The 22,747-nt window shown below is 63.9% G+C and carries 20 protein-coding genes; 15 read left to right on the plus strand and 5 right to left on the minus strand.

Annotated elements, in window-relative coordinates; genetic code table 11:
• Positions 1 to 62: 62 nt before the first annotated feature.
• The 9 genes from VMH22_12655 to VMH22_12695 all read left to right on the plus strand — a co-directional run bounded on the left by VMH22_12655 (position 63) and on the right by VMH22_12695 (position 5,857).
• The gene (locus VMH22_12655; protein HTW92542.1) at positions 63 to 665 is read left to right on the plus strand and encodes a sigma-70 family RNA polymerase sigma factor; all 603 of its coding nucleotides are present in this window, start codon (positions 63 to 65) and stop codon (positions 663 to 665) included.
• A 57-nt stretch (positions 666 to 722) separates the two neighbouring features.
• A complete protein-coding gene (locus tag VMH22_12660) occupies positions 723 to 1,184 on the plus strand; it encodes a zf-HC2 domain-containing protein (GenBank protein ID HTW92543.1) in 462 nt (153 codons plus the stop codon).
• The gene (locus VMH22_12665) at positions 1,184 to 1,708 is read left to right on the plus strand and encodes a hypothetical protein (GenBank protein HTW92544.1); all 525 of its coding nucleotides are present in this window, start codon (positions 1,184 to 1,186) and stop codon (positions 1,706 to 1,708) included. Before VMH22_12660 ends, VMH22_12665 begins: the two co-directional genes overlap by 1 nt.
• A gap of 29 nt (positions 1,709 to 1,737) precedes the next feature.
• Positions 1,738 to 2,352: a Spy/CpxP family protein refolding chaperone gene (locus tag VMH22_12670; GenBank protein ID HTW92545.1), complete on the plus strand. Its 615-nt coding sequence runs from the start codon at positions 1,738 to 1,740 to the stop codon at positions 2,350 to 2,352.
• Between the two features lie 137 nt (positions 2,353 to 2,489).
• Complete coding sequence (locus VMH22_12675) at positions 2,490 to 3,332, plus strand: carboxypeptidase regulatory-like domain-containing protein (GenBank protein HTW92546.1); 843 nt, start codon at positions 2,490 to 2,492, stop codon at positions 3,330 to 3,332.
• Between the two features lie 231 nt (positions 3,333 to 3,563).
• Entirely contained in the window at positions 3,564 to 4,049 is a 486-nt protein-coding gene (locus VMH22_12680) for a hypothetical protein (protein HTW92547.1), read from the plus strand.
• Positions 4,050 to 4,058: 9 nt separating this feature from the next.
• Positions 4,059 to 4,814 (plus strand): hypothetical protein, encoded by a 756-nt coding sequence (locus VMH22_12685; GenBank protein ID HTW92548.1) that lies wholly within the window; start codon positions 4,059 to 4,061, stop codon positions 4,812 to 4,814.
• 156 nt (positions 4,815 to 4,970) lie between these two features.
• Positions 4,971 to 5,432 carry a hypothetical protein gene (locus VMH22_12690; protein HTW92549.1) on the plus strand — a complete coding sequence of 154 codons (462 nt, stop codon included), beginning with the start codon at positions 4,971 to 4,973 and terminating at the stop codon, positions 5,430 to 5,432.
• Entirely contained in the window at positions 5,429 to 5,857 is a 429-nt protein-coding gene (locus VMH22_12695; GenBank protein HTW92550.1) for a hypothetical protein, read from the plus strand. Before VMH22_12690 ends, VMH22_12695 begins: the two co-directional genes overlap by 4 nt.
• A 1,412-nt stretch (positions 5,858 to 7,269) precedes the next feature.
• On the opposite strand, the gene VMH22_12700 is transcribed toward VMH22_12695, so the two are convergent.
• Both VMH22_12700 and VMH22_12705 read right to left on the minus strand, forming a co-directional pair.
• Positions 7,270 to 8,103, minus strand: coding sequence for a hypothetical protein (locus VMH22_12700; GenBank protein ID HTW92551.1), 834 nt, complete (start codon positions 8,101 to 8,103; stop codon positions 7,270 to 7,272).
• Between the two features lie 176 nt (positions 8,104 to 8,279).
• Entirely contained in the window at positions 8,280 to 10,082 is a 1,803-nt protein-coding gene (locus tag VMH22_12705; GenBank protein HTW92552.1) for a PQQ-binding-like beta-propeller repeat protein, read from the minus strand.
• A gap of 106 nt (positions 10,083 to 10,188) precedes the next feature.
• Here VMH22_12705 and VMH22_12710 point away from each other — a divergent pair, with 106 nt between their 5' ends.
• Genes VMH22_12710 through VMH22_12720 form a run of 3 tightly spaced genes read left to right on the plus strand, consistent with a single transcriptional unit; the run spans position 10,189 to position 14,784 of the window.
• Positions 10,189 to 11,919 carry a PQQ-binding-like beta-propeller repeat protein gene (locus VMH22_12710; protein ID HTW92553.1) on the plus strand — a complete coding sequence of 577 codons (1,731 nt, stop codon included), beginning with the start codon at positions 10,189 to 10,191 and terminating at the stop codon, positions 11,917 to 11,919.
• 6 nt (positions 11,920 to 11,925) lie between these two features.
• Positions 11,926 to 13,722 carry a PQQ-binding-like beta-propeller repeat protein gene (locus VMH22_12715; protein HTW92554.1) on the plus strand — a complete coding sequence of 599 codons (1,797 nt, stop codon included), beginning with the start codon at positions 11,926 to 11,928 and terminating at the stop codon, positions 13,720 to 13,722.
• 57 nt (positions 13,723 to 13,779) lie between these two features.
• Positions 13,780 to 14,784 carry a 7-cyano-7-deazaguanine synthase gene (locus VMH22_12720; GenBank protein ID HTW92555.1) on the plus strand — a complete coding sequence of 335 codons (1,005 nt, stop codon included), beginning with the start codon at positions 13,780 to 13,782 and terminating at the stop codon, positions 14,782 to 14,784.
• 61 nt (positions 14,785 to 14,845) lie between these two features.
• On the opposite strand, the gene VMH22_12725 is transcribed toward VMH22_12720, so the two are convergent.
• The gene (locus VMH22_12725) at positions 14,846 to 15,487 is read right to left on the minus strand and encodes a hypothetical protein (protein ID HTW92556.1); all 642 of its coding nucleotides are present in this window, start codon (positions 15,485 to 15,487) and stop codon (positions 14,846 to 14,848) included.
• A 101-nt stretch (positions 15,488 to 15,588) separates the two neighbouring features.
• Between VMH22_12725 and smc the strand changes: the two genes are divergently transcribed.
• Together smc and ftsY are read left to right on the plus strand one after the other, a co-directional pair.
• Positions 15,589 to 19,089: a chromosome segregation protein SMC gene (smc, locus tag VMH22_12730; GenBank protein HTW92557.1), complete on the plus strand. Its 3,501-nt coding sequence runs from the start codon at positions 15,589 to 15,591 to the stop codon at positions 19,087 to 19,089.
• A gap of 3 nt (positions 19,090 to 19,092) precedes the next feature.
• Positions 19,093 to 19,977 (plus strand): signal recognition particle-docking protein FtsY, encoded by an 885-nt coding sequence (ftsY, locus tag VMH22_12735; protein ID HTW92558.1) that lies wholly within the window; start codon positions 19,093 to 19,095, stop codon positions 19,975 to 19,977.
• Positions 19,978 to 20,023: 46 nt separating this feature from the next.
• On the opposite strand, the gene VMH22_12740 is transcribed toward ftsY, so the two are convergent.
• A complete protein-coding gene (locus tag VMH22_12740; GenBank protein HTW92559.1) occupies positions 20,024 to 21,688 on the minus strand; it encodes a HEAT repeat domain-containing protein in 1,665 nt (554 codons plus the stop codon).
• Entirely contained in the window at positions 21,679 to 22,041 is a 363-nt protein-coding gene (gene cutA / locus VMH22_12745; protein HTW92560.1) for a divalent-cation tolerance protein CutA, read from the minus strand. The genes VMH22_12740 and cutA overlap by 10 nt, the downstream gene beginning before the upstream one ends.
• A gap of 94 nt (positions 22,042 to 22,135) precedes the next feature.
• On the opposite strand from cutA, the gene VMH22_12750 reads away from it, so the two are divergent.
• Positions 22,136 to 22,747: NAD-dependent epimerase/dehydratase family protein (locus VMH22_12750; protein ID HTW92561.1), on the plus strand; the 612-nt coding region annotated here is incomplete at its 3' end.

A 22,747-nucleotide genomic window follows, 5' to 3' on the forward strand; every position in this document is an offset into this window, starting at 1 on the left:
TGGAGAGCGATATCCTCACGCCGAACATGAAAGGAAGACGGTGACGGCGGCAGAGACTGGAGATGCGGGCACGTGACCAAAGTGAAGGGAGCCGGTTCCTGACCGAGCCCGAAGTCTCGTCCCCTGACGACCACGAGCTGGTGCTGCAGGCGCAGTCCGGCGACATGGCCGCGTTCGAGGAACTGGTGCGCCGGCACCAGCGCGGCCTGTTCTCGTACCTCTACCGGATGTGCCGGAACACCAGCGACGCCGAAGAAATGGCACAGGCGGCGTTGATCAAGGCCTGGGAAAAGCTCTCCGGGTTCCGGGGTGCTTCGAGCTTCAAGACCTGGCTCTATCGCATCGGCACCAATCTCTGTTTCAACCTCCGCACCCGGAGGAAGCCGACCGAGGAACTGACTGAGACCCTGACCGCGCCCGATTGGGAGAGGCCGGAATCCGCCTACAATCAACGGGTGCGCGAAGAAGCGGTGCGGAAGGCGTTGGCCCGTCTCTCGGCCGACCAGCGTGCCGCACTGGTGCTCTCGGTTTATGAGGACATGAGCTACAAGGAAATTGCCGAGACACTGGGCAAGACGGTGCGGGCGGTCGACTCGCTGCTGTTCCGCGCCAAGACCAACTTGCGCAGGGCGTTGGCCGAGGACCGCGCAAAGGGAATCATCTGATGGGTCACATACGTTGCATGGGTCTCATTCCGGATCCGCAGTAATCAGGAGGATATCGTGTCTAAACCTTCAGTGAATTGCGCACAGGTAAAACGGCTACTGCCTCCCTTACTTGATGAAGAGCTGTCGGGCGGGGAGCGGGAAACGGTCTCCACCCATCTCGCTTCCTGCCCGACCTGTCGCGCCGAGCTAGCGTCTTTGAAGACGGATCTTGGCCTCCTCGAACAGGTGGTTGCACCCGAGGTTTCGCCGTTCCTTGTAACGCGCGTGATGGCCGAGATCAGACATTCTGCCAGGTCCGGAGCCAAGAGTAAGTCGTTCGGCGTTCGTTTTTGGCGACTCATCGGGTCAGTGGCCGCAGCACTCGTAGTCGCCGTCTCCATCGGCGCCGGTGTCTTTCTTGGCTCCGGCCTGGCTCAAGCCTCCACCGAGACTGCTTCGGACAGCACCGAGGCCGCGGTCAGCTACGTAGAATCATCCAACACCAGCATGTACAGCCTGATGTGGGGAGGCCAGTGATGCGCAGCCGCTGGCTGGTCGTCGTCACGGTTGCATCCCTCTGCCTCAATGCGGCGGTGGTCGGGGTTTTCGTGGCGCGAACGGCCCGCCGCTTCCGACATAGACGGCTGGCCTGGCTCGCGCCCGAGGTGCGCCAGAAGCTCGTGATGGCTCGTGAGGCGGCAGTGCCGGAGTTCGCCAACCTGGCTGGGCAGGCCGAGTCCACGGACTCGCTCCTGTGGACGGAGATACGCCGCGAAAGCCCGGACAGTGCCCGGGTCGAATCGCTCTGCCAGGACCTTGGTCGGACCCACGGCCGGATGAGGGCCATGGTCTTCCGGCAGGTGCACCGGGAACTTCAGTTGTTGCCGGCAACTGCCCGCGCAGAGTATTTGGACCGCATGATGAGAATGAGGCCCGGATTAGGCGCGCTCGCACAGGCAGTCGGGTGGCGCCAGCGCTTTGGCCCCGGCATGCCCCCGCCTCCGGGTGGCGGGCCGCCCCCGGATGTCACGCCGAAGCCGCCGCCCGAATCCGGACACTAGATCGAATTGCAAGACAACCAAGGAGAATCATGAGAAACAGAACGCTCGCAATACCGATGGTGCTGGCTTTGGCTGGAGGGCTTGCGCTCGGGCAACCCGGGCCGGGCGCGACACCGCCGACGCCGGCTGCCAAGCCGCAAGCCCCGATGGCCTGCGGCATGCAGGGAATGCAGGGGATGAAGGGCATGCAGGCAATGATGCCTGACCTGACGCCGGACCAGTTGGAGAAGATGGACGCGCTGCGCGAGGCGAACCTGAAAGAGATGCTGCCGATACGCACGGACCTTGAGATCAAGCGAATCGAGCTTGAGGCCCTTTGGCGTGCCGACGAACCCGACGCCAAGAAGATCGTGGCCAAGGTCAAGGAAATCGGCGACCTCCAGGAGAAGATGGAAGTCGCCCGCATCAACCACATGTTCGACATCCGCAACCTCCTCACGCCCGAGCAGCGCAAGGCCATGCGGAAGATGGGTCCGGGCATGATGGGTGGACGCAGGGGCCGCGGAATGATGCGCGGCCGGATGGGCGGCTGCCCGATGGGCGGCCAAGGCTGTGGCATGCCGGGCGGAGATGATTTCGAAGGCCCGCAAGGGCCCATGGGTCAGGGCGGCCAACCCGGCTGTCCTGGCTGTAACATGCACTAGCTCCGACAGGGCTAGTGGTTTGGCTCGGTAGAAGCCGGGGCCGTTGGGCCCCGGCGTCTTTTTCAGCATAGAGTCTATAGGTCCAATAGATCCTATTCCCTGCTTGCGCTTGAGCTTGCGCTGACCTAAACTCGGACGTGGCCAACGCGCTGGTCGCTCTCGTCCTTGCCCTGACCGCGTCATCCGCGTTGGCCTCAACGGCCCCTGTCGGACAGAACGGGGCAGAGATGCAGGTCCGGGTCCGCGTGCGCAACGGTGACACCGGGCAGTGGCTCATGGGCGCGAAAGTCAAGGCGGGTGAGGACGCAGCCTTCACCGACACGAACGGTGAGTGCTTCGTAACGGCAATCGCGGGCCAGCGGTTGATTCTGACGACGTCGATACGCGGCGCATTCACTGCAATCGACACATTTGTCCCCGGCGGACCGGACGCGCAGCTCGTGGTCAAGCTGTACGGCACGCAGCCAAGAACCGCCATCGGCTTCGTGCGGAACGGCAGCAGCGGCAAGCCGCTGGCGCGAGCCCTGGTCAAAGTGATTGGGGACACGGCGCGGACGAGGACCGATTCGACCGGCATGTTTGCAATCCCCTTCCCGCCGGGCGACCGGGAACTCATCGCCGCCCTTCCGGGATTCCGCGGGTTCGCCCGGCGACTGACGGTCAGGGCCGGCGACACGCTTGCGTGTGACCTGCCGCTGTACGAAGAGTCGCTTGCGGTCGGCGAGATAGCGGGCCATGTGGATGTGCAGGGCCTGACCGCTGCCATTGGCGCGAGCGTGACGGTCGAGGGCACGCAACTCGGCACCGCCTCGAACCGGACCGGCGACTACATCATCACCGGCGTACCGGCCGGCGAACACCGGCTCATCATCACCTATGCCGGGTGCAAGAAAGCGATGCGGGTCGTCACGGTACAGCCCTGGGAGACGCTCGAAGTCGACGTCGAGCTTGTTCCAAGCGTCTCCCCGGTCAGACCCTAGCTCTGCGCCCTGGATCCGACAGAGAAGCTCACCACAAAGGCACAAAGTCACAAAGAGGGTGAGGAACGAAATCGGCCTTGGCTGCTTGGTGTACTTTGTGTCTTAGTGGTTCTATGTCGGGTTTGGGGTCTGCACCGCCGACTTGACACCCCCGCCCGCGAGTTCTAGAATCGAGCATGTCAAGGTCGCACGGTGCTGAGAGGCGAGTGCTTGCATAACCCTTAGAAACTCATGCCTCCGGGTCTGGTACTGACGAACACTGTGGTGGGGTTGCTGGGCATCGGACTTGCGTTCTTGTGGCGAGGCCGAAGCCGGTTCATGTTCTGGGTAATGGTCGGCGCGGGCGTATTCCTCTTTGTCCCGCTCGGGTTCGAACTGCTGTTCAGGACACGCTTGCTGGGTGGCTATCAGTCCTCCCTTCAGGTTCTACTGCAAGTGCTCATCGCGTTCTACTCGCTAAGATGGGCGGCATACGGACTGCTGGTTCTGGGGCCTCTTGCGTTAAAGTTCAGCCGTGCGGATGACCCGTCACTGACTGGAGCCACGCTGCCCGACAGGTTCGACCACGAGTCGGACGCGGATGCCGGAACCGAGGATTCCGGAGAAGGCAGAACCTGGGTAGCCGCAGGGGGAGCTTCGGGGTACTCCACACAGGACTCAGATGCCGGTCAACCGCACTCCGCCCGCCGATTTGACAATCCCGCCCGCGACTTCTAGAATCCAGCCATGGCGAGGTGCCACCTGACGCCTTCAGGGCTCGGCCGAAGGACCGGCCGTCTTGTGGTAAGTCTGGCCCGGCTCTCCGGTGCCGCCATCCTCTTGTTTGTCGGCGGGTGCATCTGGACCTTGTCCGACCATAACGCGTTCCAGACCGGCAAAGTGCTTGCGCCCGGAGCCGTGCGCCTCTCCGCGACCACGGTGCTTCTCAACTATCCGCTGCATGCCTCGGCCGACGTCGGTCTGGGCCGGGGATGGGAGGCCGGTGCCGGATTCGGCCAGATGCTCGACTGGGGTTGGTCCGGCGACTTGAGCCTCACCCGCAGCCTCTATTCGTCCCGATATGTCTACAGCAGCGTACAGCTTCAGGGCGAGCTGGCTAATGGCTCCGGCGGCCAGCCGCACCTGGGCCGAGTGACAGCAGCGGCGGCGCTCAGCTACTGGCCATCCGAATCCTTCGGCTTCTACATGCCGCTGCGGTTAAGCATGCTCTTCGCACCATCGGTTACGCGGCCGTATCATGGAGGAATCCATGGCGTCGGCCTCGGAGATAACATAGCGGCGTCGGGGGTGCAGACCTTCCGCGCGCTGCATAACCCGGTGTTCACGCCCGGGCTCGGCCTCGCGTACGAGCGCGGGCGGTTCTACTCAAGGTTCGCGGTCACTATCCCCGTCGCCGGGCTGGATGCCGAAGAAGATAGCACCACCATCGGCTTCTGGCTCGCGCCGTATGCGGGGTTCCAGTTCGGCGTGAGGGTATTCTGACACCTCCGGCCCCGAGACTTGGGCTCGCGTCCGAGGAGCGCTATTGAACGGCCACCGGAAGTTCTTTCTCGATATCGTCGACGACCCGGCAAGGACGGCCGTGGCCGATGAGCGTCTGGCAGCGGTCGGCGTACAAAAGCCGGACGGGGGCGGCAGATGAAGCACAAGGGGTTCTACGTTGGGCTCGTGCTGTCGCTCTCCCTCAATGCCGGGGCGATGTTTCTCTACGGGCTCGACAAATACGAGGTCCGGCGTCTCCGCCAGGAGAACGCCGAGCGGTTCAAGCCCGGTGCGTCGCAGCTCCAGGTTAACCGGTTGCAGGACGACCTGCACAAGGCCCTGGCGCCGGCCGCCGATACGATGCGGACGGCAATCAAGGAACTGGGGCTGCTGGCCCTTGAACCGGAGCCGGATTCGGCGCGGGTCAATGCGGCCCTGGACCGGATTGCCTGGGCCCAGCGGGAGAATTCCAGGCTGTGGCGTGAATTCAGCCGGGCCGTGCTCCGGCTGATTCGTCCGGACCGGGTCGAGCTCATGCGCAACGAGACCAAGTCGTGGCGGGACCATGAGCTCGGGGCGGAGTCAAGTCGGGTCAGTGAGCCGCGGGAACCAAGATGAAACCGAAGTGGGCTGTGAACCTGCTGGTTTTGTCTTTGCTGGGGAACGTGGTCGTGCTTGGGTGGTACGGCTGGCACTTCTGGAGCGGCGCGTTGAAAAACCCGCGGTACAGCCCCTACCAATGGATCCCGGATTACGTGTGGCGGGGTGGCCGGGGAGTCGTGGTCCGGTCGTTTGAGCCGAAGATGCAGACGCTGTGGCAGCGCAAGAAACGCTGGATGTTGGAGTCGCGGTATCAGGACTTCCAGGAGCCGCCTGACACCGCGATGGACCGGATAGCGCTCGACAGCGAAGCCAGCATTGCCCGGCAGGCGTTCAAGCTGATCTACCAGTCGCGCCGTACCCTGCCGCAAAGCAGAGATATCGGGCCGCTCAAGCGGATAATGGAGAAACGCTGGCGCCAGCAGATGGGCCTCGACGACTGACCGGCCGCCCGCCCACCATCGCCAGGGATTTCCTGCCCAACCCCGCTCCGTACCTCGGCCACTCCTGACCGCCAAGGTCCAGCCTCAGAAGTCTGGATTGTCGTAACATCGGCGAATGCGGCTCACGGCCTCGCCGCGCCTGCCACCGAGGCCGGAATCCTGACGTGACGGGGCCGCCCGAAGCCCGCCCGGTCCTGACGGGCACATAGCTAAGCGTCTCGGCATTACCTGCGCCAAGGCTCTCCCCTGTCAGCCCCTGGAGCGCAGTGTCGCGTGTGACAACCACAGAAGCCTCGGTCGCTGACCACACCCCTCAACCTTCTGCGGCGGTAGCGACCATTCCTGATACCTTGCTGAATGACGCCGCGGCTGCGAAGCGAAGGCCAAGCCCCGAAGCGGCATCGCGATACCCGCTGGAAAGTACTCAACATAGCACTGAACCATTCACTTGGCATCTTGTCTAGTAAATGACTAGGCAAATCACTCGGTAAGTAGTTCGGCAAGTAACTCGGCGAGTCACTTACCCAGTCACCTGGCAAGTGACTTACCGCCTCACTCGGCAAGTCACTTGCCGACTCACTAGACGAGTCACTGGGCAAGTAACTGGGCATGTCACTTACCCTGTCAGTCGGTAAGTCACCAGGCGAGTCACTCGCCCAGTCACTCGGTAAGTGACTGGGGGAGTCACTGGGGGAGTGACTTACCGAGTGCTGCCGTGAGCCATGCGGCACACAAGTTATCGTCTTAAGCATCAATAAGTTATGCTTGCTCATGACTGTGCTTGATGAGACGAACTGCCTCCGGCATGCTGGTGCGGCTAACGACGTGAAGCGGATGGAGGAACCGCGTGACTGGCCTGAAGGAGAGAGTGGACCACTAGGAGGCAAAGTGCGACCTGAAACGAGTCGGGGAGACGCTTGGCGACCTGCGCGAGGACCTGGCCGTGCGCCAGGAAGCAACCATTCCCCGGGTGACCGCCATGGAAACCAAGGTCAAAGAGGTCATCAACGCCTGCGGGGTCTCGACGCAATGCCTTCCGATCCCGCCGTCTGAATCCTGCAACCTGCCAACTGGAAACTGGTAACTCGCGCCGTAGGCGCGTCAGGTCCTGGCCGAGATACGCAAGGACGTCTTCGACGTCGACGCACCGAAGTGGCCGCCACACTGGTTCCTGTCGTTCGGTCGCTGGTCGTCAACCGTAAGCCGCGGGCGGATGTCGTTGCATTGCACGCGCTGGATCGTTCACACGGCGCAACGGATTGAAGATGGGCGGACAGGACGAATTATCCCGTCCGTCCGTTGTTCGCGTCGGTCGGGCATGCGCGGGGAGGAAGAGGTGATGAGGTAGGCGGAGTCGCCGGCTGCCGCGTCTGGTATTAGAGGACGTCTACAAGCCGGATGCTCGCAAGACGCTACGGCACGGTGACGACTACCTGCCGTTGGCTGGTCCGGCCGGCAACGGTGACACGCACCAGGTATATACCCGCCGAAACCCGGTCCGCATGCCACACGGCTTCGACGACGGCGCGGCCGGGCTCCCTCGAGAACTTCGCGACGGCGCGGCCGGATACGTCGAGCACTTCGATGCCGACGCGCGAACCGACAGCCGCGGCGCACCGGATGGCGAAGTCATGCCCGATGCTGGGCCTGACGTCGAGTGACGGCTCGGCAACCCGCATCTTCCCGCCCTCGGCGACGCCGGTGGGCAGGAACCCGACGCGGGCGTAGTATGCTTGCACGAGGTCGGTCTGGCCAATCGCAGCAGTATCGTTGCCGACCTTCCAGGCACGGCGCGGGTCGACGCCATTGACACTGCGGTAGAAGTTAACGGTGCTGCCCGCGTCATCCCGCCACTGGATCTCGAAGATGAGATTCCTGGTGTTGTCGTACATGAACGAGCACGGGAAGTAATACCACGTGTCCGGCGTGCCGACCAGCAGGGTGTCGGCCTGGAACACGAGATCGGGCGTATTGCCGTCATAGTTGTTCGCGAACACGGTGTCGAGGCTTGTACGTGTGGTTTGGCACAAAGACACGCGGACATTGTAGAACTCGGCCGCCGGGTTGCCGGGCGAGCCGAGGCCGAATGCCACGATTTCGCCTGAGAATCCGAGTTCGTCATGCAGGTATAGAGCCTGGAACCGCATGGCATCGGTGCTGTGACCGCAGAATGGTATGATGTTCTCCGCGTCGGGCACGCCGCACACGACCCAGGTCGTGTCCGCGAGTGCGGGGACTGCCATCATGCAGGATACGAGTAATAGAGCACAAGGTGTCTTCAACAGTTCTCCTTTGGGATTGGCGCGGCGCGAGGCCAGGCCGAACCGCCCGGCCCATGATACCGCAGGCCGGGTGTCAGTCCATCTCGACGCGTCCAGCTCTTGCTTGCGGGACTTCCGGGGATTCGGGACGCCATAGGTCGTCACTGGGGCCTGCCGGCCCAGCCGGAGTGCGCGGCGTCGTGGTTGTAGGTCGGCCAGGCCGTGCCGGCCAGGCGCAGGTCGGAGCTCGAGACCCAGAACAGTCCGTCTTCGCAGGCGAGGTAGAGGTCTCCATTCGGCCCGATGACCGTCGAAGGGCAGTTGTCGCCTTCGGCTACGCGCGCGCGACGCTTCGCGTAGTCCAGTGAATCCCACATGGAGAACTGCCACTTTGCTGAGCCGTCGCTTGCACTCAGGCCGTACAAGTAGCCCTCCGCGTCGCCGACGATGATGGTGCTGTCCTGGGCGACGCAGGGCGTGTTTCCGCCGCTGATTTCGAGGGCCGTCTGCCATCGCTGCCCGCCATCGGAATCGAAGCTGGTGACGTTGCCGTACTTGTCGGTCACTATGACCTGGTCGTCGCCGGCGACCGCGGTGCAACTGGTCCAGAGCGCGTTCGTCGGGACTTTCCAAGCCACGGAGCCGTCCGGGTTGAAGCAGTAGAGGTACAGGTCCGGGCCCGCGACCAGAATCCGATTCCGGCTGTCAATCACGGGGGAGCCGACGCCCGAGCCATGCATGGTGTCTTTCCACAGCACCTTTCCGCCTGTGTCTATCGCCGTCAGGGTGGAGAAACGTTGTACGTCGTCGTAGCCGGCTGCGTATATCACCCCGTTACGGCCGAGCACCGGCCTGCAATCACTGCCGTTATCTCCCATCGACACGCTCCAGTCGACCGCCGCCGAATCGCCGTGGTCGCGCACGCGCTTCAGCACAGCGTCGGAGTCGAATGCCGCAACATAGACGGCGCCGTCCGGCCCGACCACGGGCGTGTAGCCACAATTCAGGGCAAGCGCCCATTTCCGTCTGCCGGTTGCGGCATCAAAGCCGACCAGTCCCCAGTTGTAGTCGGTCAGGTAGAGGCTTGAACCATCAGGGCTCAGTGAGGCCGCGAACCCGGTGCCGGTCGAGAGGGGTGCTCGCCACTTGGGCTGCCCGTCCAGACCGTAGCAATCCACTCCGTCGCAGGCCTCGCAGTAGAGGACGGGCGCTCCGGCAATCGCGCCGAGCGTTGGAGTCGCGTCATAGGAGCGGTCGTCGTCGAAGTTGGTCCAGAGAATCGCCATGGGGCTGATGCTCACTGTCACCGCTTCGACCGGACTGGATACCATGCAGCCTTTGTCTTTGAGCACAATACTGACTGTGTGAGAACCTACGACCGACCATTTGCATGAGTCGGTGATGACGCTGCCGCTCGGGACAAAGGCGGACCAGCCGGCCGCGGGCAGGTCACCCCAGAGGAACTTGACCGCGACGCTGTCTCCTTCCGGGTCCGAAACGCTCAGCGACAAGTGGTACCACCGGTCAACCGCCCAGTGCAACGGCCCGGCTACGATATCACCCAGTTCCGGCGGCCTTGAGGGCTTGAAGCGCAGCGACGGAGACCAACCTGATTCCGCACCCTTTTCGCTGCGGGCTTTGACACGGATGTAGCGGACGACCGAGCCCGCGAACTTGTGCGCGTTCCAGACCGTGTCGCCGCTCATGAAATAGTCGGTGGTTGTCGTGCTCCCGTCGCCCCTGTCGAAGACGTAGCAGACCTTGAGACCGCCTGGGTCGGTGCTGGTGGTGAAGAAGCTCAGCGAGTCGTCGGCCAGGTCCGCCCACGGCGTGACCGGAACCAACGGCTTTCGCGCGCATCCGAGCAGTTCGAGCGAGCCGATTAGGGCGAATGCTGTCAGAACAACGTACTTCATCACTGCCTCCTTTGTGACGAACGCGGGCTTCGCTAACTTGTAGCTCAAAGCGTGAGAGAAGTCAAGTTCGAAAAGGGCTTGACAGAATGCCCGTGCTGCCGCACAATATTACGGCGGCTGGCGCGACCAAGCGGCCGTCAGAAGCGAGGTCAGCGTGAGTTCACGACACGTGCTCGGCGCGGCGATGGCCGCGGCTATCCTCTTGTGTCTGAGCGGCTGCGATGAGTACTACTGGTACGGGCAGCCCTATCTCAGTATCTACATCACGTCGGGGACCGACCATGCAGGCCCGTGCGAACCCGCGAGTTTTGCGTTGACCAGCACCGCGTACGGCTGCAACCCTTCTTTCCGCTACTTGGTGCATTGGGGGGATTCGACGACGTCGATCAGCAGTGTGCAATCGGTCGGAGACACCTGCGTGATGAATCATGACTGGGACTATCCGGGGAACTACGAAGTCTGGGCCACTGCGCAGGTCGACAGCCACTCGACCTCAATCACCGTCCATCCATCGGCGTACCGGATGGTATCCGTTGTCAGCGCAAGCGCGCCGGTGATTGACTCGGCGCAGCTAGCGGCGCAGCGGCATCCGGTTGAGCTTCGGGTGTCCGCACACAGTCCGGTCGGAGATAGTCTCCGGTTGGCCGTGGCCTGGGGAGACGGCAAGGCCGAAACCACAGCTTTCCAGTCCAGCCCGAGTCAGTTCAGCGTCATGCATGCATACGCGATTGACAGCGAGGTGAAGGTGGTGTTCAGGGCCCTTAGTTGGTCGTGGGCCGGCTCTGCCGAGGAAACACTGACGGCAGTAGTGAGCTCAACCGGTGGTGTAGCGTGGTGCAGGAAGGGCCATTTCACCGGCTCGCCGGTCATCGTCGGCGACGTCGTCTATGTTGTGGGTCAGGACGGGCTATACGGCCTGCGTGATGCGTCAACGGTGTACTTTTGTCCGGGCGCATTCATCGGACAACCGTCGGTCTCTAGCTCAGCCCTGCACGGGTACGTCGGTTCGCAGGCCGGCCGTTTGTGCGCCTTCACCCAGGAGTTGACTCCGGTCTGGCAATACCCCGCTCAGGAATCCGCGCCCCTCGGGTACTGGGGTCCGGCCGCGATCAACGGGAATCTTCTGTACGTGCCGTGCTGGAATGACAGCGTCTACTGCCTGATTGACAGCGGGACATCGGTGACGCGCAAGGCGGCGTTCGCGGCCGCGCAAGTGGACGCGTGTGTGCTCGACGCTGCCGGGAGTGTCTATTTCGGCGCCGATTCCGGGTACCTGTACAAGCTCACGCCCGACCTGAATCTTGTCTGGCGCACGCAACTGCAGCCGAGCGGCAGGGTGTTCGCCCCGGTGCTCGGTGCCGACGGTACGATATACTGTGCCGCCGCTTTCGGCCACATGTTTGCCGTGGACGCGGCCGGCGGAGCCGTTAAGTGGTCGGCCCAGCTCAGCTATCAACCGTTTCGGCCGTTGGTGGGCGCGGATGGCTTGTATGTCGTCGACAGCAACAACCTGCTCTCCAAGCTCAGTCTGAACAGTGGCGCATTTGTGTGGACGAAAAATATCCCGTTCGCCGGCTACACGCCGGTTCTTGCGTCCGGTGGATACTTGTACATCCGCACAAATGTTGACCGGCTCTATTGCCTGACCCAACTGGACGGTGATTCGGTCTGGGTCTGCAACTGCGCCGACTACCTGCCGCCCGGCCGCGCCGGAACCTCCGATGACATATCGAGCCCCACGGTAGATGCCGAAGGGAATGTCTACTTTGTGGGCCCGGATGCTATCTACAAAGTCACCGCCAACTCGCCGCTGGACGCGACCGCTCCGTGGCCCAAGTGGCAGCACGACCTGTACAACTCGGGAAACGCGGGCGGGGGAAGATAGCCGAGCATGAAGTCGCGGCTCGTCGCATTCGCCATCTCTGCCGCGGTCGCTGTGTTCCTTATCGGCGGAGGTTGCAGCCGCAAGCTGTACCCGCCGGAGTTCCTCTCCCTGCCTGACTCGGTCTATGCCGGCGAACCCGCCCTGGTGCGAGTGTTCGCAAACGGCAGCGGGTACGACTCGGTTCGCTATGTAGTGAACTGGGACGACGGCGCCACCGACACGACCGGACCAGTCGCTTTGGGCGAAGCGGCCACCGCCTCGCACGTCTGGACCGCTGCACCGGACACACGCTACGTCAGGGCGGCGGTGTTTCCGGTCCAGGACCCGAAGACAATCACATGGGCCGAGCAGGAACGGGTTCTCGTCGTGGCGGGCGGTTCGCGCGCGCCGGTGATAGATTCTGTCCGAGCGCCGTCGCTCATCATGAGGGGAGTCGCGACTGACTTTCTTATCAGTGCCCATGACCCGGACGGCGACAGCATCCGAATACACATCGACTGGGGTGACGGCAGGGATACGACTTCGGAATTGCTCGGCGCCCCCCACTATGATGGCTTCTATCCCACGCACGCATTTGCTCAGGCCGAAACCGCGAAGGTGGTCATCACCGCGCAGGATCGGAAAGGTGCTGTGTCCTTGCCGGATACTGCGGTCGTCCGTGTCGACACCACCGGCGGCGTCCTCTGGTCCTATTGGGCGCCTTGGGTATCGCCACTGGTGGTGAACGACGGGGTCGAGGACTGCATCTACTATTTCGAAGAGGACTTTGGGGAAGGCGATTTCCACGCCCTCACGGTGGAGGGCAGTCTCAAATACGCGCCCAGCGGGTCATTTCCATCCGCCGGCGTGGCCTATTGCGCTGCGACGCAACATATCGTTGGCGGCGGCCTGGGTTTGTGGGCCATGGACCGGCAACTGCACGTCGTGTGGAGCTGTGAGACCCCTGAGTCCTCCGGTTGGAGCGACCCTGCGGTCAGCGGCGACAGGATATACCTCGGCAACGACGACACTCTTTACTGCTTCATCGACAGCGTTGACCACGGGGTACGTGCGGCAGCATTGGTTGCGCAGGGCGTCATCGTTGGTGCGCCTGTTGTTGACGCCTACGACGCGGTCTACTTCGGCACCGACTCGGGGTTCCTGTACAAGGTCGGTCCGGGACTGGACACCATCTGGCGTTCGCGCCTGACAAGCGGAGACGAGGTGTATAGCCCCATCATCAGCCCCAGCGGCATCGTCTACTGCGCGTCCAGTTCTCAACGTGTGTACGCAGTGGACGCAGCGACCGGAGCCACGGTCTGGACTGCGACCCTGGTCGGCGTGCCGAGCCAACTTGCGCTGGGCCAGACACTCCTCTTCACCGGGACCGACAAGGGCAGAGAGTATGCTCTGAATCCCGCGGACGGCGCCATCTGCTGGGAGAAAACGCTGAGCTCCGGCAGCGCGGCATCGGCTCCGATCCGCAAAGCCCCCGTGGTCGCGGCCAACGGCACCATGTACACCCAGAACGACAGCGACGTAGTGTTCAAGGTGAACCAGGCCGACGGCGCCGTCATTTGGCAGTGCGACTGCCCGAGTTACTTGCCGGCCTACCACGTCGATGCCGCCGGGCGTTACCGCCGGATGGCTCAATCGCAAGACCCACCGAGCCCGACGATTCTCCCTAATGGCAACATCATCGTCGCTGGCCTCGCACTGTATTGCGTCGCGGGCGACCCCGCCGGTCCGCTCGACCCGCTCGCGCCCTGGCCCAAGTGGCAGCACGACCTCTACAACACCGGTTGCGTGAGTGGAGGAAGATAGCCGGAAGACGCATTGGCCAGTGTTTGAAAGCCGCCACGATGCGGCTATTCTCTTGTTATGACTGACAAGCCAATCGCCGTCGCGCTGCTATCGGGCGGGCTGGATTCGACACTCGCCGCCAAGGTCGTTATGGAGCAGGGCGTCACGGTCATCGGGGTGAACTTCGCCGGCGCGTACTGTCCACGACCGAGGGTCGGCAGGAGCAATGCCGAGAAGGCAGCCGAGCAACTGGGCATCGAGCTCGTGACCCTGCCGATTGGGGCGGATTTCATCGCGATGGTCAAGCACCCGAAGCACGGCCGGGGCAAGAACATGAATCCCTGCATCGACTGCCATACCTTGATGATTCGAAGAGCGTGGGCATACGGACAAACACGGGGCTCGGGTCTTGTCGTCACCGGCGAAGTACTGGGCCAGCGACCGATGTCGCAGAACCGCCAGTCGCTAGGGGTCGTGGCGAAGGACTCCGGGGTCGGCGACAGGTTGCTCCGGCCGCTGTCCGCTAAGCTGCTCGACCCGACCGAGCCGGAACGTAGGGGGCTGGTTGAACGCGAGCGATTGCTCGACATCGAGGGCCGGAGCCGAAAGCGACAGATGGAACTTGCCGAGCGCCACGGTATCAGGGAGTACCCGAGCCCGGCTGGAGGATGCTTGCTGACCGAGAAGGTCTTCTCGAAGCGATTGGCGGAGGCGTTTGACCATGGCGAGGACTCGCTTGAGATTGTTGAACTGCTTTCGCTGGGCCGGCACTTCCGGTTGCCCTCCAATGCGCGGCTGGTGGTAGGCCGCGACGAGGCGGAGAACGACGAACTGCTGAGACGCAAGCCGGCGGGTGCGGTGGTAGTCGACGCGAGCGACTTGCCGGGCCCCCTCGGATTGGTGCTTCCGCCTTCGTGTCTTAGTGCCTTGGTGGTTGATTCAGACCGGATGCTGGCCGCGAGGATTTGCGCCAGATACAGCGACAGACGCAAGCAGAAGCTCGTACGGGTCATAGTCGCCGGCGAGGCGGCAGACGTCGAACCCGCGAGCGAAGAGGAGTCAGCCCGCCTCCTGATTGCATGAATAGGACCAGCCAATAAATGGGGACGCTACCCGTTTTATCTTGACTTCGGCGTGGGTGGCGCTATCGTCGTGCGTGCCACGCATGGCGCGAGTCGTAGTCCCGGGCGTCCCACACCACATCACCCAGCGCGGCAATCGTCGCGATAGCGTCTTCTTCGTCCGGTCTGACTATCGTAGATACCTGCGTCTGCTTGGGGACTACGCTGCCGAGTGTGGACTCGACATCCTCGCCTACTGTTTGATGCCCAACCATGTGCATTTGGTCGCAGTGCCGGCCGAGGCCCGTTCGCTTGCCGCCGTGTTCAAGCCCGTACATCTTCGGTATGCCCAGCATGTCAATCGCTCGCAAGAATACGGTGGTCGGGTCTGGCAGGGTCGCTTCTACTCTTGTCCTCTCGACGCCGAGCACACCGCAGCGGCGATTCGCTATGTCGAGTGCAATCCCGTGCGCGCCGGTCTTGAACCTCGCGCTGCGAACTATGAGTGGAGCAGCGCAGCCGCCCACTCGGGATTGCGGCGCGACCGTCTGCTGGCGACGGATATCGACAAGTGGATCTCCGTTGGCAACTGGTCGGATTGGCTGGCGGAGGCGGAACCGGAAGACCTTGTTGGGCGCCTGCGCCTGTACACTCGCACCGGACGTCCCTTGGGTGTCGATGCATTCGTCCAGGGACTCGAGACGCAAAGTGGCCGCAGACTGCACGCGCTACCCCGCGGCCGGCCTGCCGGCCGGCAGGAAAATGGGTAGCGTCCCCATTTATGGTGCTTGACTTGAATGTGGTCGCTTCTATAGTCTAGCCCGACGTGAGAATCAAAGAGCTTCAGCTCATCGGGTTCAAGTCCTTCATGGACAAAGCTACGCTGCGGTTCTCCCCCGGCCTGAACGCCGTCGTCGGGCCGAACGGCTGCGGCAAGACCAACGTGCTGGATGCACTCCGTTGGGTCTTGGGCGAGCAATCGTTTACGCTGCTGCGTTGCGCGAAGAATGAGGATCTCATTTTCGGCGGCACAGCAGCGGTGGCACCGGTGAACTATGCCGAGGTCAGGCTGGTGCTGGACGACGTCGCGCCGAGCGAAGGCCAACCGGCCGCCGAAGTCGAGATCCGGCGCCGCTATTTCCGCTCGGGCGAGAGTGAGTACTACCTGAACAAGCAGCCCTGCCGCCTGCGCGACATTCAGGAGGTGTTCTTCTCGTCAGGCGCCGGCACCAAGGCTTACTCGATCTTCGACCTGCGCCAGATGCGCGAGATCATCTCGGGCAACATCCGGAAGATGTTCGAAGAGGCGGCCTCGCTCGCCAAGTACCAGGATGCCAAGGCCGACTGCCTGCGTAAGCTGGAACTGACCAACAGCGACCTGCTGCGTCTCGATGACATCATCGCCGAGCGCGAACGGTACGTGCGCAGCCTGCAGCGGCAGGCGGGCCGGCTCCGGGCATTTGACAAGCTGAAAACCGAGGAGAAGGGGCTGCGCCTGGTTGAACTCAAGGCCGACTTTGAGGCCATGCAGCGTGACCTGCGGCAAGCGCAAGTTGACACCGAGTCGATGGAGCAGGCTGAGGCGACGCGAGTGGCCGACATCCGACGGCTCGAAGAAGAACTGAAGACACAACGTGGCCGCGTGCGGGACCTGCAAGTGCTGAAGGATGAGTTGGGGGCGAAGGTGCAGGCCCAGCGGCAGGTGGTCTCCGACCTGGAAGGACGGAACCTGCTTGCGCGGCAGCGAATTGAACTGCTCACCGGCGCTACGGCACAGGGCGAGACCGAGCGCGCCGCCCTGGGGGAAAACGTCCGGCAGATGGAACAGACGTTCGAGCAGACCTTGGGAAAGCTGGCCGCGGTCAATGAGCGGCAGGCTCAGTCGCAGGACAAGCTCGAGCACCAGCGGGCCGCAGTCCAGAGAATCGAAGAACAGCTCTACGGACTCCGCAGCCACGAGGCCGAACTTCGGCGGCAGGCGCAGGACCGGCTCGAACAGGGGCAGAGCAGCCGGCAGGAACTGGTCCGGCTCGACGCGGCACTCGAGAACCAGCGCGAGACCAACGCGCGGCTCAACGCCGAGGCGGACGGCGTGAAGGCGCGTCTGGCACGCAACCAGGAGGAGGTCGCAGCCACGCGTCAGAAGACGGCCGAGGCGGAAGCCGCAATCGAGGCGGGCCGCAAGCGGCTTGAGGCGCTGCGCACGGAATTGGTCCGCACCCGCGACGAACGAAACCGGTTGCGCGACCGGGCCGCGAAGCTGCGCGAAGAAAAGGCCGGGCTTGAGACCGGGCTCGCCCTGCTGCGGGCCGCGATTGCGAGCGCACAGGCTGAGACCAGCCGCGCCGCGCTGGCCGAAGGGCTGCGCGGAGAGGCGAGCGCCTTCCTTGACGTCGCACCCGGCTGGGAGCGGGCGTGCGAGGCAGCGTTTTACTCCATTGTCGACTTCCTCGTGGTCGACGCCGGCGCGGAGAAACTGGCCGCGACGGCCGGAATGCGGTCCGACCTCCGTTTCGGCTTCCTCACGTCGTCGGTGACCGATGCCCAGAATCAGCCCGCTACGCCGGCCGGCGATGCCGTCATCCACCCGCTGTCGGCATTCGTCAAGGTCAAGCCGGGGGCACCGGCCGCCTTGCGGCGCCTGGTAGAAACATGCCTGGTGGCCGAAAGCGTTTCGGAGCTGGACCGGCTACCGACGCAGTTCCCGGGTTGGTCGGTCGTCACCCGCGACGGCATGTGCCGGTTCCCGGACGGGCGCCTGGTGATCGAGGGGCACGAGAGCGGACGGCTCAGCGCCGGCCGGGCCATTCGCGACAAGAGCGAACGTCTGGCTGCGGTCGATGCCGAGCTGGAACAGACGGCGGCGGGCGAGATCGCGCTCGCGCTGGGCCGGGAGGAATTGGAGAAAGAGATCGGGCAGGTCGAGTTTGAAATCGGCGAGACCGGACGTAAGAAGGCCTCGCTCGACGCCGCGTTCGAGCTGACTGCCGCGAGCGGCGACGAATTGGGACGGGACGTGGAGCGGCTGCGGGCCGCACAGCAGGCCACCGCGACCCAGATGCGCACTCTGGAGGAGCGACGGGCGACACTGGCCGGAGCGGCCGGGGAGCTCGACGCTCAGACCCAGTCAGGCGTGGCCGCGCTCCAGCGGATCGAGACCGAGACCCGGGACCTTGAGCAGCAGGTCAAGGCCGGGCTGGAGCTTTCGTCGCAGGCCCTCGCCGAGCTATCGGAGGCGCGCCAGATCGGGTCGCGGCTTGAGGCCGAGAATGCTTTTGCCAAGCGCCAGATCGACGATGGCCGGCGCAGACTGCAGGAATACGTTACTGCCGCAGAGCGGAATCGCGAGGAAACGAAAGTCCTGGAGACGGGAATCGCCGAACGCGCGACGGAGATCGAGCAAGCGCGCGCGGTGCTGTCTGGCCTTGAGGATGAGTTCGGGAAGCTGCAGATTGCCGAACTGGCCCGCGCCGAGGAGACGCTGGAATCGAACTTGACCGAGCTGCGCCAGGCGCAAGAGCGGAACCGTAATGTCATGATGGAACAAAGGATGAAGCTGTACGAGCTGAACCAGCGGTTCGCCACCATTGCTGAGGAGGCCCGGTCGAGCTATGGGACCGACATCGCCACCTTCCAACCCGACGCGACCGAAGGTGCCGAGGAACGGCTCGCTCAGGTCCGGCAGCGGATCGAGGCGCTCGGCCAGGTGAACCCGCTGGCGGCCCAGGAGTACGCTCAGGAGAAGTCGGATCTGGCAAAACTCGCGACCCAGCGCGAGGACGTGGCCGCGGCCAAGACGAACCTCGAAAGCGCTCTGACCGAGATTGACCGCCACGCGCAGGAGCAGTTCGCCGCAACCTACGGCGAGGTGCGAGGACACTTCCGTAACATCTTCCAGGCGCTGTTCCTCGAAGGCGAGGCAGACCTCGTCATGACCAACGACGCAAACCCGCTCGAATCAGAAATCGGCATCATCGCCAAGCCGCGGGGCAAGAACCCGAAGCGACTTGAGCAACTCTCCGACGGAGAAAAGGCGCTGCTTGCGGTATCGCTCCTGTTCGCGTTCTACCGAGTGAAACCGGCGCCGTTCTGCTTCCTGGACGAGATTGACGCGCCGCTCGACGACGCCAACGTCGGACGATTCGCCGACTACCTCAAGAGCATAGCCGATAGGACGCAGGTGGTCATCATCACTCACAACCGGCTGACCGTGGAGCGCGCCGACGTCGTGTTCGGTGTGACCGCGGAGCAGCCCGGTATCTCAACGCTCGTGTCAGTCAGTCTGGCCGAGTACCGCAAGCAGGCACAGACGGTCACCGCCAGCTAGCCCGTGAATCCGTTCGCCCGAATCGGTGTCGGCCTGAAGCGTCTTGCGGGCAGTCTGGCCAAGACCCGCCACGTTTTTCAGCGGCTGCTGACGGCGGCCAACACCGAGGAGTTGGAGGAAGCACTGCTGGCGGCCGACGTGGGCGTCAAAGCGACCGATATCCTTGTGGAGAAAGTGAAGCTGGCGGCCGGCGACCGGCGCGAGGTTCTTGAGACCGAGATCGCCAGACTGCTGAGCCCGAAGTCGAGCGTCGAGAAGGACGGACCCGCTACGCCTCCGAAGGTAGTGATGATTGTCGGTGTGAACGGATCCGGCAAGACCACCTCCGTCGGCAAACTGTGCCACCTTTTCGCCGAACAGGGGCAGCGAGTGGTCGTCGCTGCCGCAGACACCTATCGCGATGCTGCGGCCGAGCAGCTAGGTATATGGGCAGACCGAGCCGGAGTCGAGATCGTCTCGTCCCTGCAAGGGCAGGACGCGGCGGCGGTAGCGTTCGACACAATCCAGAAGGCGGTGCAGAAGAAGATCGACGTCGTGCTGGTCGACACGGCGGGTCGGCTCCACACCCGCAAGGACCTGATGGACGAGGCGGTCAAGATCAAAAGGGTCTGTGCCAAGGTGAAGCCCGGAGCCCCGGACGAAATCTGGCTGGTGCTCGACGCAACCGTGGGCCAGAACGGCCTGCGTCAGGCCGCAGCTTTCAACGAGCAGCTCGGGCTAACCGGCCTTGTCGTTACCAAGCTCGACGGCACGGCCAAGGGCGGCGTGCTGATACCGATTGTGATGGAGCTGGGCTTGCCCGTGCGATTCATCGGCACCGGGGAGGGGATCGACGACATGCAACCGTTCGACCCGAATGCCTACGCCACAGCGCTTTTCGAGGACTGAGCAGATAGCTGGAAGTCCGCAACCCCGACTCCGGGGCGGCGCCTGCCTACGGGGAGTTAGTCCCTTGCTGCTTGTTCTCGGCGGCTCCCTCCGCGTGCGGCCTTAGCGCGTTATCCAGCTCGACCGCTGCCTCCAAGGCCAGGACTGCCCGCTGGGCCGCGTCACGGACCTCGTTCGGCTCCTTTCCCATCGGCCAGTGCCGGGCCATCCTCCGCAGCCTCGGCAGCAAGCCGGTCACGCGCAGAGCTGCCAGACCGTCAATCGCAGCACACCGAATATCAGCTTCCGGCGCGTCCAGCGCCGGCTCCATGAATGGAATCGCGGCCGGGTTGCCGATGCGGCCGAGAGCACGCAGGGCATTGATCCGAACTAGGTCGTATTCGTCGCCGAGTAAGTTCAGGAGCGGCATGGTGCCCGCGAAGTCCCGTAGGCTGCCCAGGGACTCGGCTGACGTCGCTCTGACCACCGGGTCTCGGTCTCTAAGGGCTCCGATCAGAGCCGGCACCGCCTGGATTTCGCCGACCTCGCCGAGCGCGTGAGCCGACTCGATCCGCACGGAAGCGACGCCGTCAGAGAGACCCCGGATCAGCCGGTCACAAGCACCCTTGTGCCGTAACCTGCCTAGCACGTCGATTGCCTGCACGCGGACGTCGGCCGATTCGTGATTGAGCAGTGCGAAGACCGGCTCGACCGCCAGGTCGCCAAGCGTTTCCAGTCCGTCGACGGCCGTGGCCGCGACCCTGTTGTCCTGGTCCTCGAGCAGGCGGGCCAGAGTCACGGCCGACCGGGTATGCCGGATGCGGCCAAGCGCGTGCGCTACCGAAAGCCGAACCCGGGTATCCGCGTCGGCCAGCGCGCCGATCAGCGAGTCGAGTGCAGCCGCGTCGCCGAGCACGCCCAGCAGTTCGGCGGCCGCGGTGCGGACGGTCGGCTCCTCGCTGGCGAGCAGCCCGGTCAGGGGCAGGACCGATGTCTTGCCCTGGTCAAGTAACTTCCCGAATGCGCGGATGCGTTCGCTGAGGTCATCGCCCGTCAACGCCTGAATCAGTGGGGTGACCGCCCCGGCACTGACACGGCGCAGCGCGGTCGTCGCCGCATGGCGGACGTTTGCATCCGGGTCCTCCGCGCATACGCGGGACAGGATGTCAATCGGCTTGTCACTATCGATGCGGCCGAGCGCCTCCGCCACAGTGGCCCTGACCGCAGGGTTCTCGTCGGCAAACTCGTCAAGCAGGGCGTCTACGGCAGCCGGGCTCTTGACTTCACCGAGGGCCCGGGCAGCGGTAATCCGGACTTCATCAACCAAGTCGCGCAGCAGTTCTAGGAGTGGCGCCACGGCGTGTTCGGTGCCGATTCGACCCAGAGCGTCGGCGATCGCGGCACGTGTGGCGGGTTCCGGGTCAGCGAGATGTGCGACCAGGAAGTTGAGCCCGCGTTCGGTGCGCATCCGCCCGAGCAATTTCGGCACGAATGGGTCGACCGGCGCTTGCCACGTTTCAAGATACCGCGTCAGCGGTTCGACCGCGTCGGCGCCGAGAGCCACGAGGACGTCGCCGACCAGTGTCCGGACGGAGTCGTCAGGATCCCGGAGCATTAGCACCAGCACCCCGGCGGCTTGGCCCCCGCCCGTTCGACCGAGCGTTTCTACGGCCCGACGTCGCGCGGCCGGGTCCGGGTCCTGCAGTCCGGAGATGATCTCTCTCAGCTGCAGGCAGACCTCCGCTTACGACCACGCCGGGCGGCAGGCGGGCGCACCGACGCGGCCAGCCATTCAAGGTAGCGGCGGCTGCCGGCGACAATCGGCAGCGCGACTACCTCCGGCGTGTCGTATGAATGCAGGGCGTCGATGGCGGCGGCCAGCGCGCGGAAGCGAGTCCGGGTGGTCTTCATGAGACAGAGCCACTCTTGGGCGACCTCAAGCTTCCCCTGCCAGCGGTAGGTGCTCTCAATCGGTCCGACAATCTGTACGCAGGCGGCCAGTCGACGGTCCACCAACGCCTCGGCCATACTGCGGGCAGCCGCTCGGCTGGAGGTCGTGGTTGCTACCTGAACGAACTTCTCCACCCTGCAAGTGTCCGCAAAGCCGTGCATGAGTCAAGCAGAACAACGTGCGCTCGGCACGCTGGAGTACTCGCGCTCAGGGTGCGTACATGGTAGTGTGAAGTGGTCAGGCCGTTCCCGGCACATCGAAGGCGATGCCCGATATCGGTTCATTCGCGGGCGCATCGAGGACCCGGCCAAGGTGAAAGAAGCAATGACCGGGGCCGAAGCCGTCGTCCACTTCGCGGCCGAGAGCCACGTTGACCGGTCAATCGCCGACGCCGCGCCGTTCATTGCCACCAACGTCCTCGGCACGCAGGTCCTGCTCGACGTTGCGCGCCAGGTCGGGGTCGGGCGGTTCGTCCACGTATCGACCGACGAAGTCTACGGCGCGCTCGGCAAGGAAGGCGTGTTCACGGAGGCGACGCCGCTGCGGCCGCGCTCGCCCTACGCCGCGTCCAAAGCTGCGGGCGACCTCCTCGCGCAGACCTGGTGGGAAACCCATAAACTGCCCGTCATCGTTGTCCGGCCGTCCAACAACTACGGCCCGTACCAGTTCCCGGAGAAGTTCATGCCGGTGATGGTCACTAACCTCGTCGAAGGCCGCAAAGTACCGGTTTACGGCCGGGGAGAGAACGTCCGTGACTGGCTGCACGTCGACGACTGCTGCCGGGGAATCGCGCTCGTGCTCGAACGAGGCCGGCCGGGCGAAGCCTACAACATCGGCGGC

The sequence above is a fragment of the bacterium genome (assembly GCA_035505375.1).
Classification (GTDB): domain Bacteria; phylum Hydrothermota; class Tepidihabitantia; order Tepidihabitantales; family Tepidihabitantaceae; genus UBA2258.

What these genes read in the sequence shown, in the direction of transcription:
- VMH22_12655 (HTW92542.1), top strand. Translation starts at nt 63, where the DNA reads ATGCGGGCACGTGACCAAAGTGAAGGGAGCCGGTTCCTGACCGAGCCC.
- VMH22_12665 (HTW92544.1), top strand. Translation starts at nt 1,184, where the DNA reads ATGCGCAGCCGCTGGCTGGTCGTCGTCACGGTTGCATCCCTCTGCCTC.
- VMH22_12670 (HTW92545.1), top strand. Translation starts at nt 1,738, where the DNA reads ATGAGAAACAGAACGCTCGCAATACCGATGGTGCTGGCTTTGGCTGGA.
- VMH22_12680 (HTW92547.1), top strand. Translation starts at nt 3,564, where the DNA reads ATGCCTCCGGGTCTGGTACTGACGAACACTGTGGTGGGGTTGCTGGGC.
- VMH22_12685 (HTW92548.1), top strand. Translation starts at nt 4,059, where the DNA reads ATGGCGAGGTGCCACCTGACGCCTTCAGGGCTCGGCCGAAGGACCGGC.
- VMH22_12690 (HTW92549.1), top strand. Translation starts at nt 4,971, where the DNA reads ATGAAGCACAAGGGGTTCTACGTTGGGCTCGTGCTGTCGCTCTCCCTC.
- VMH22_12695 (HTW92550.1), top strand. Translation starts at nt 5,429, where the DNA reads ATGAAACCGAAGTGGGCTGTGAACCTGCTGGTTTTGTCTTTGCTGGGG.
- VMH22_12700 (HTW92551.1), bottom strand. Translation starts at nt 8,103, where the DNA reads ATGATGGCAGTCCCCGCACTCGCGGACACGACCTGGGTCGTGTGCGGC.
- VMH22_12715 (HTW92554.1), top strand. Translation starts at nt 11,926, where the DNA reads ATGAAGTCGCGGCTCGTCGCATTCGCCATCTCTGCCGCGGTCGCTGTG.
- VMH22_12720 (HTW92555.1), top strand. Translation starts at nt 13,780, where the DNA reads ATGACTGACAAGCCAATCGCCGTCGCGCTGCTATCGGGCGGGCTGGAT.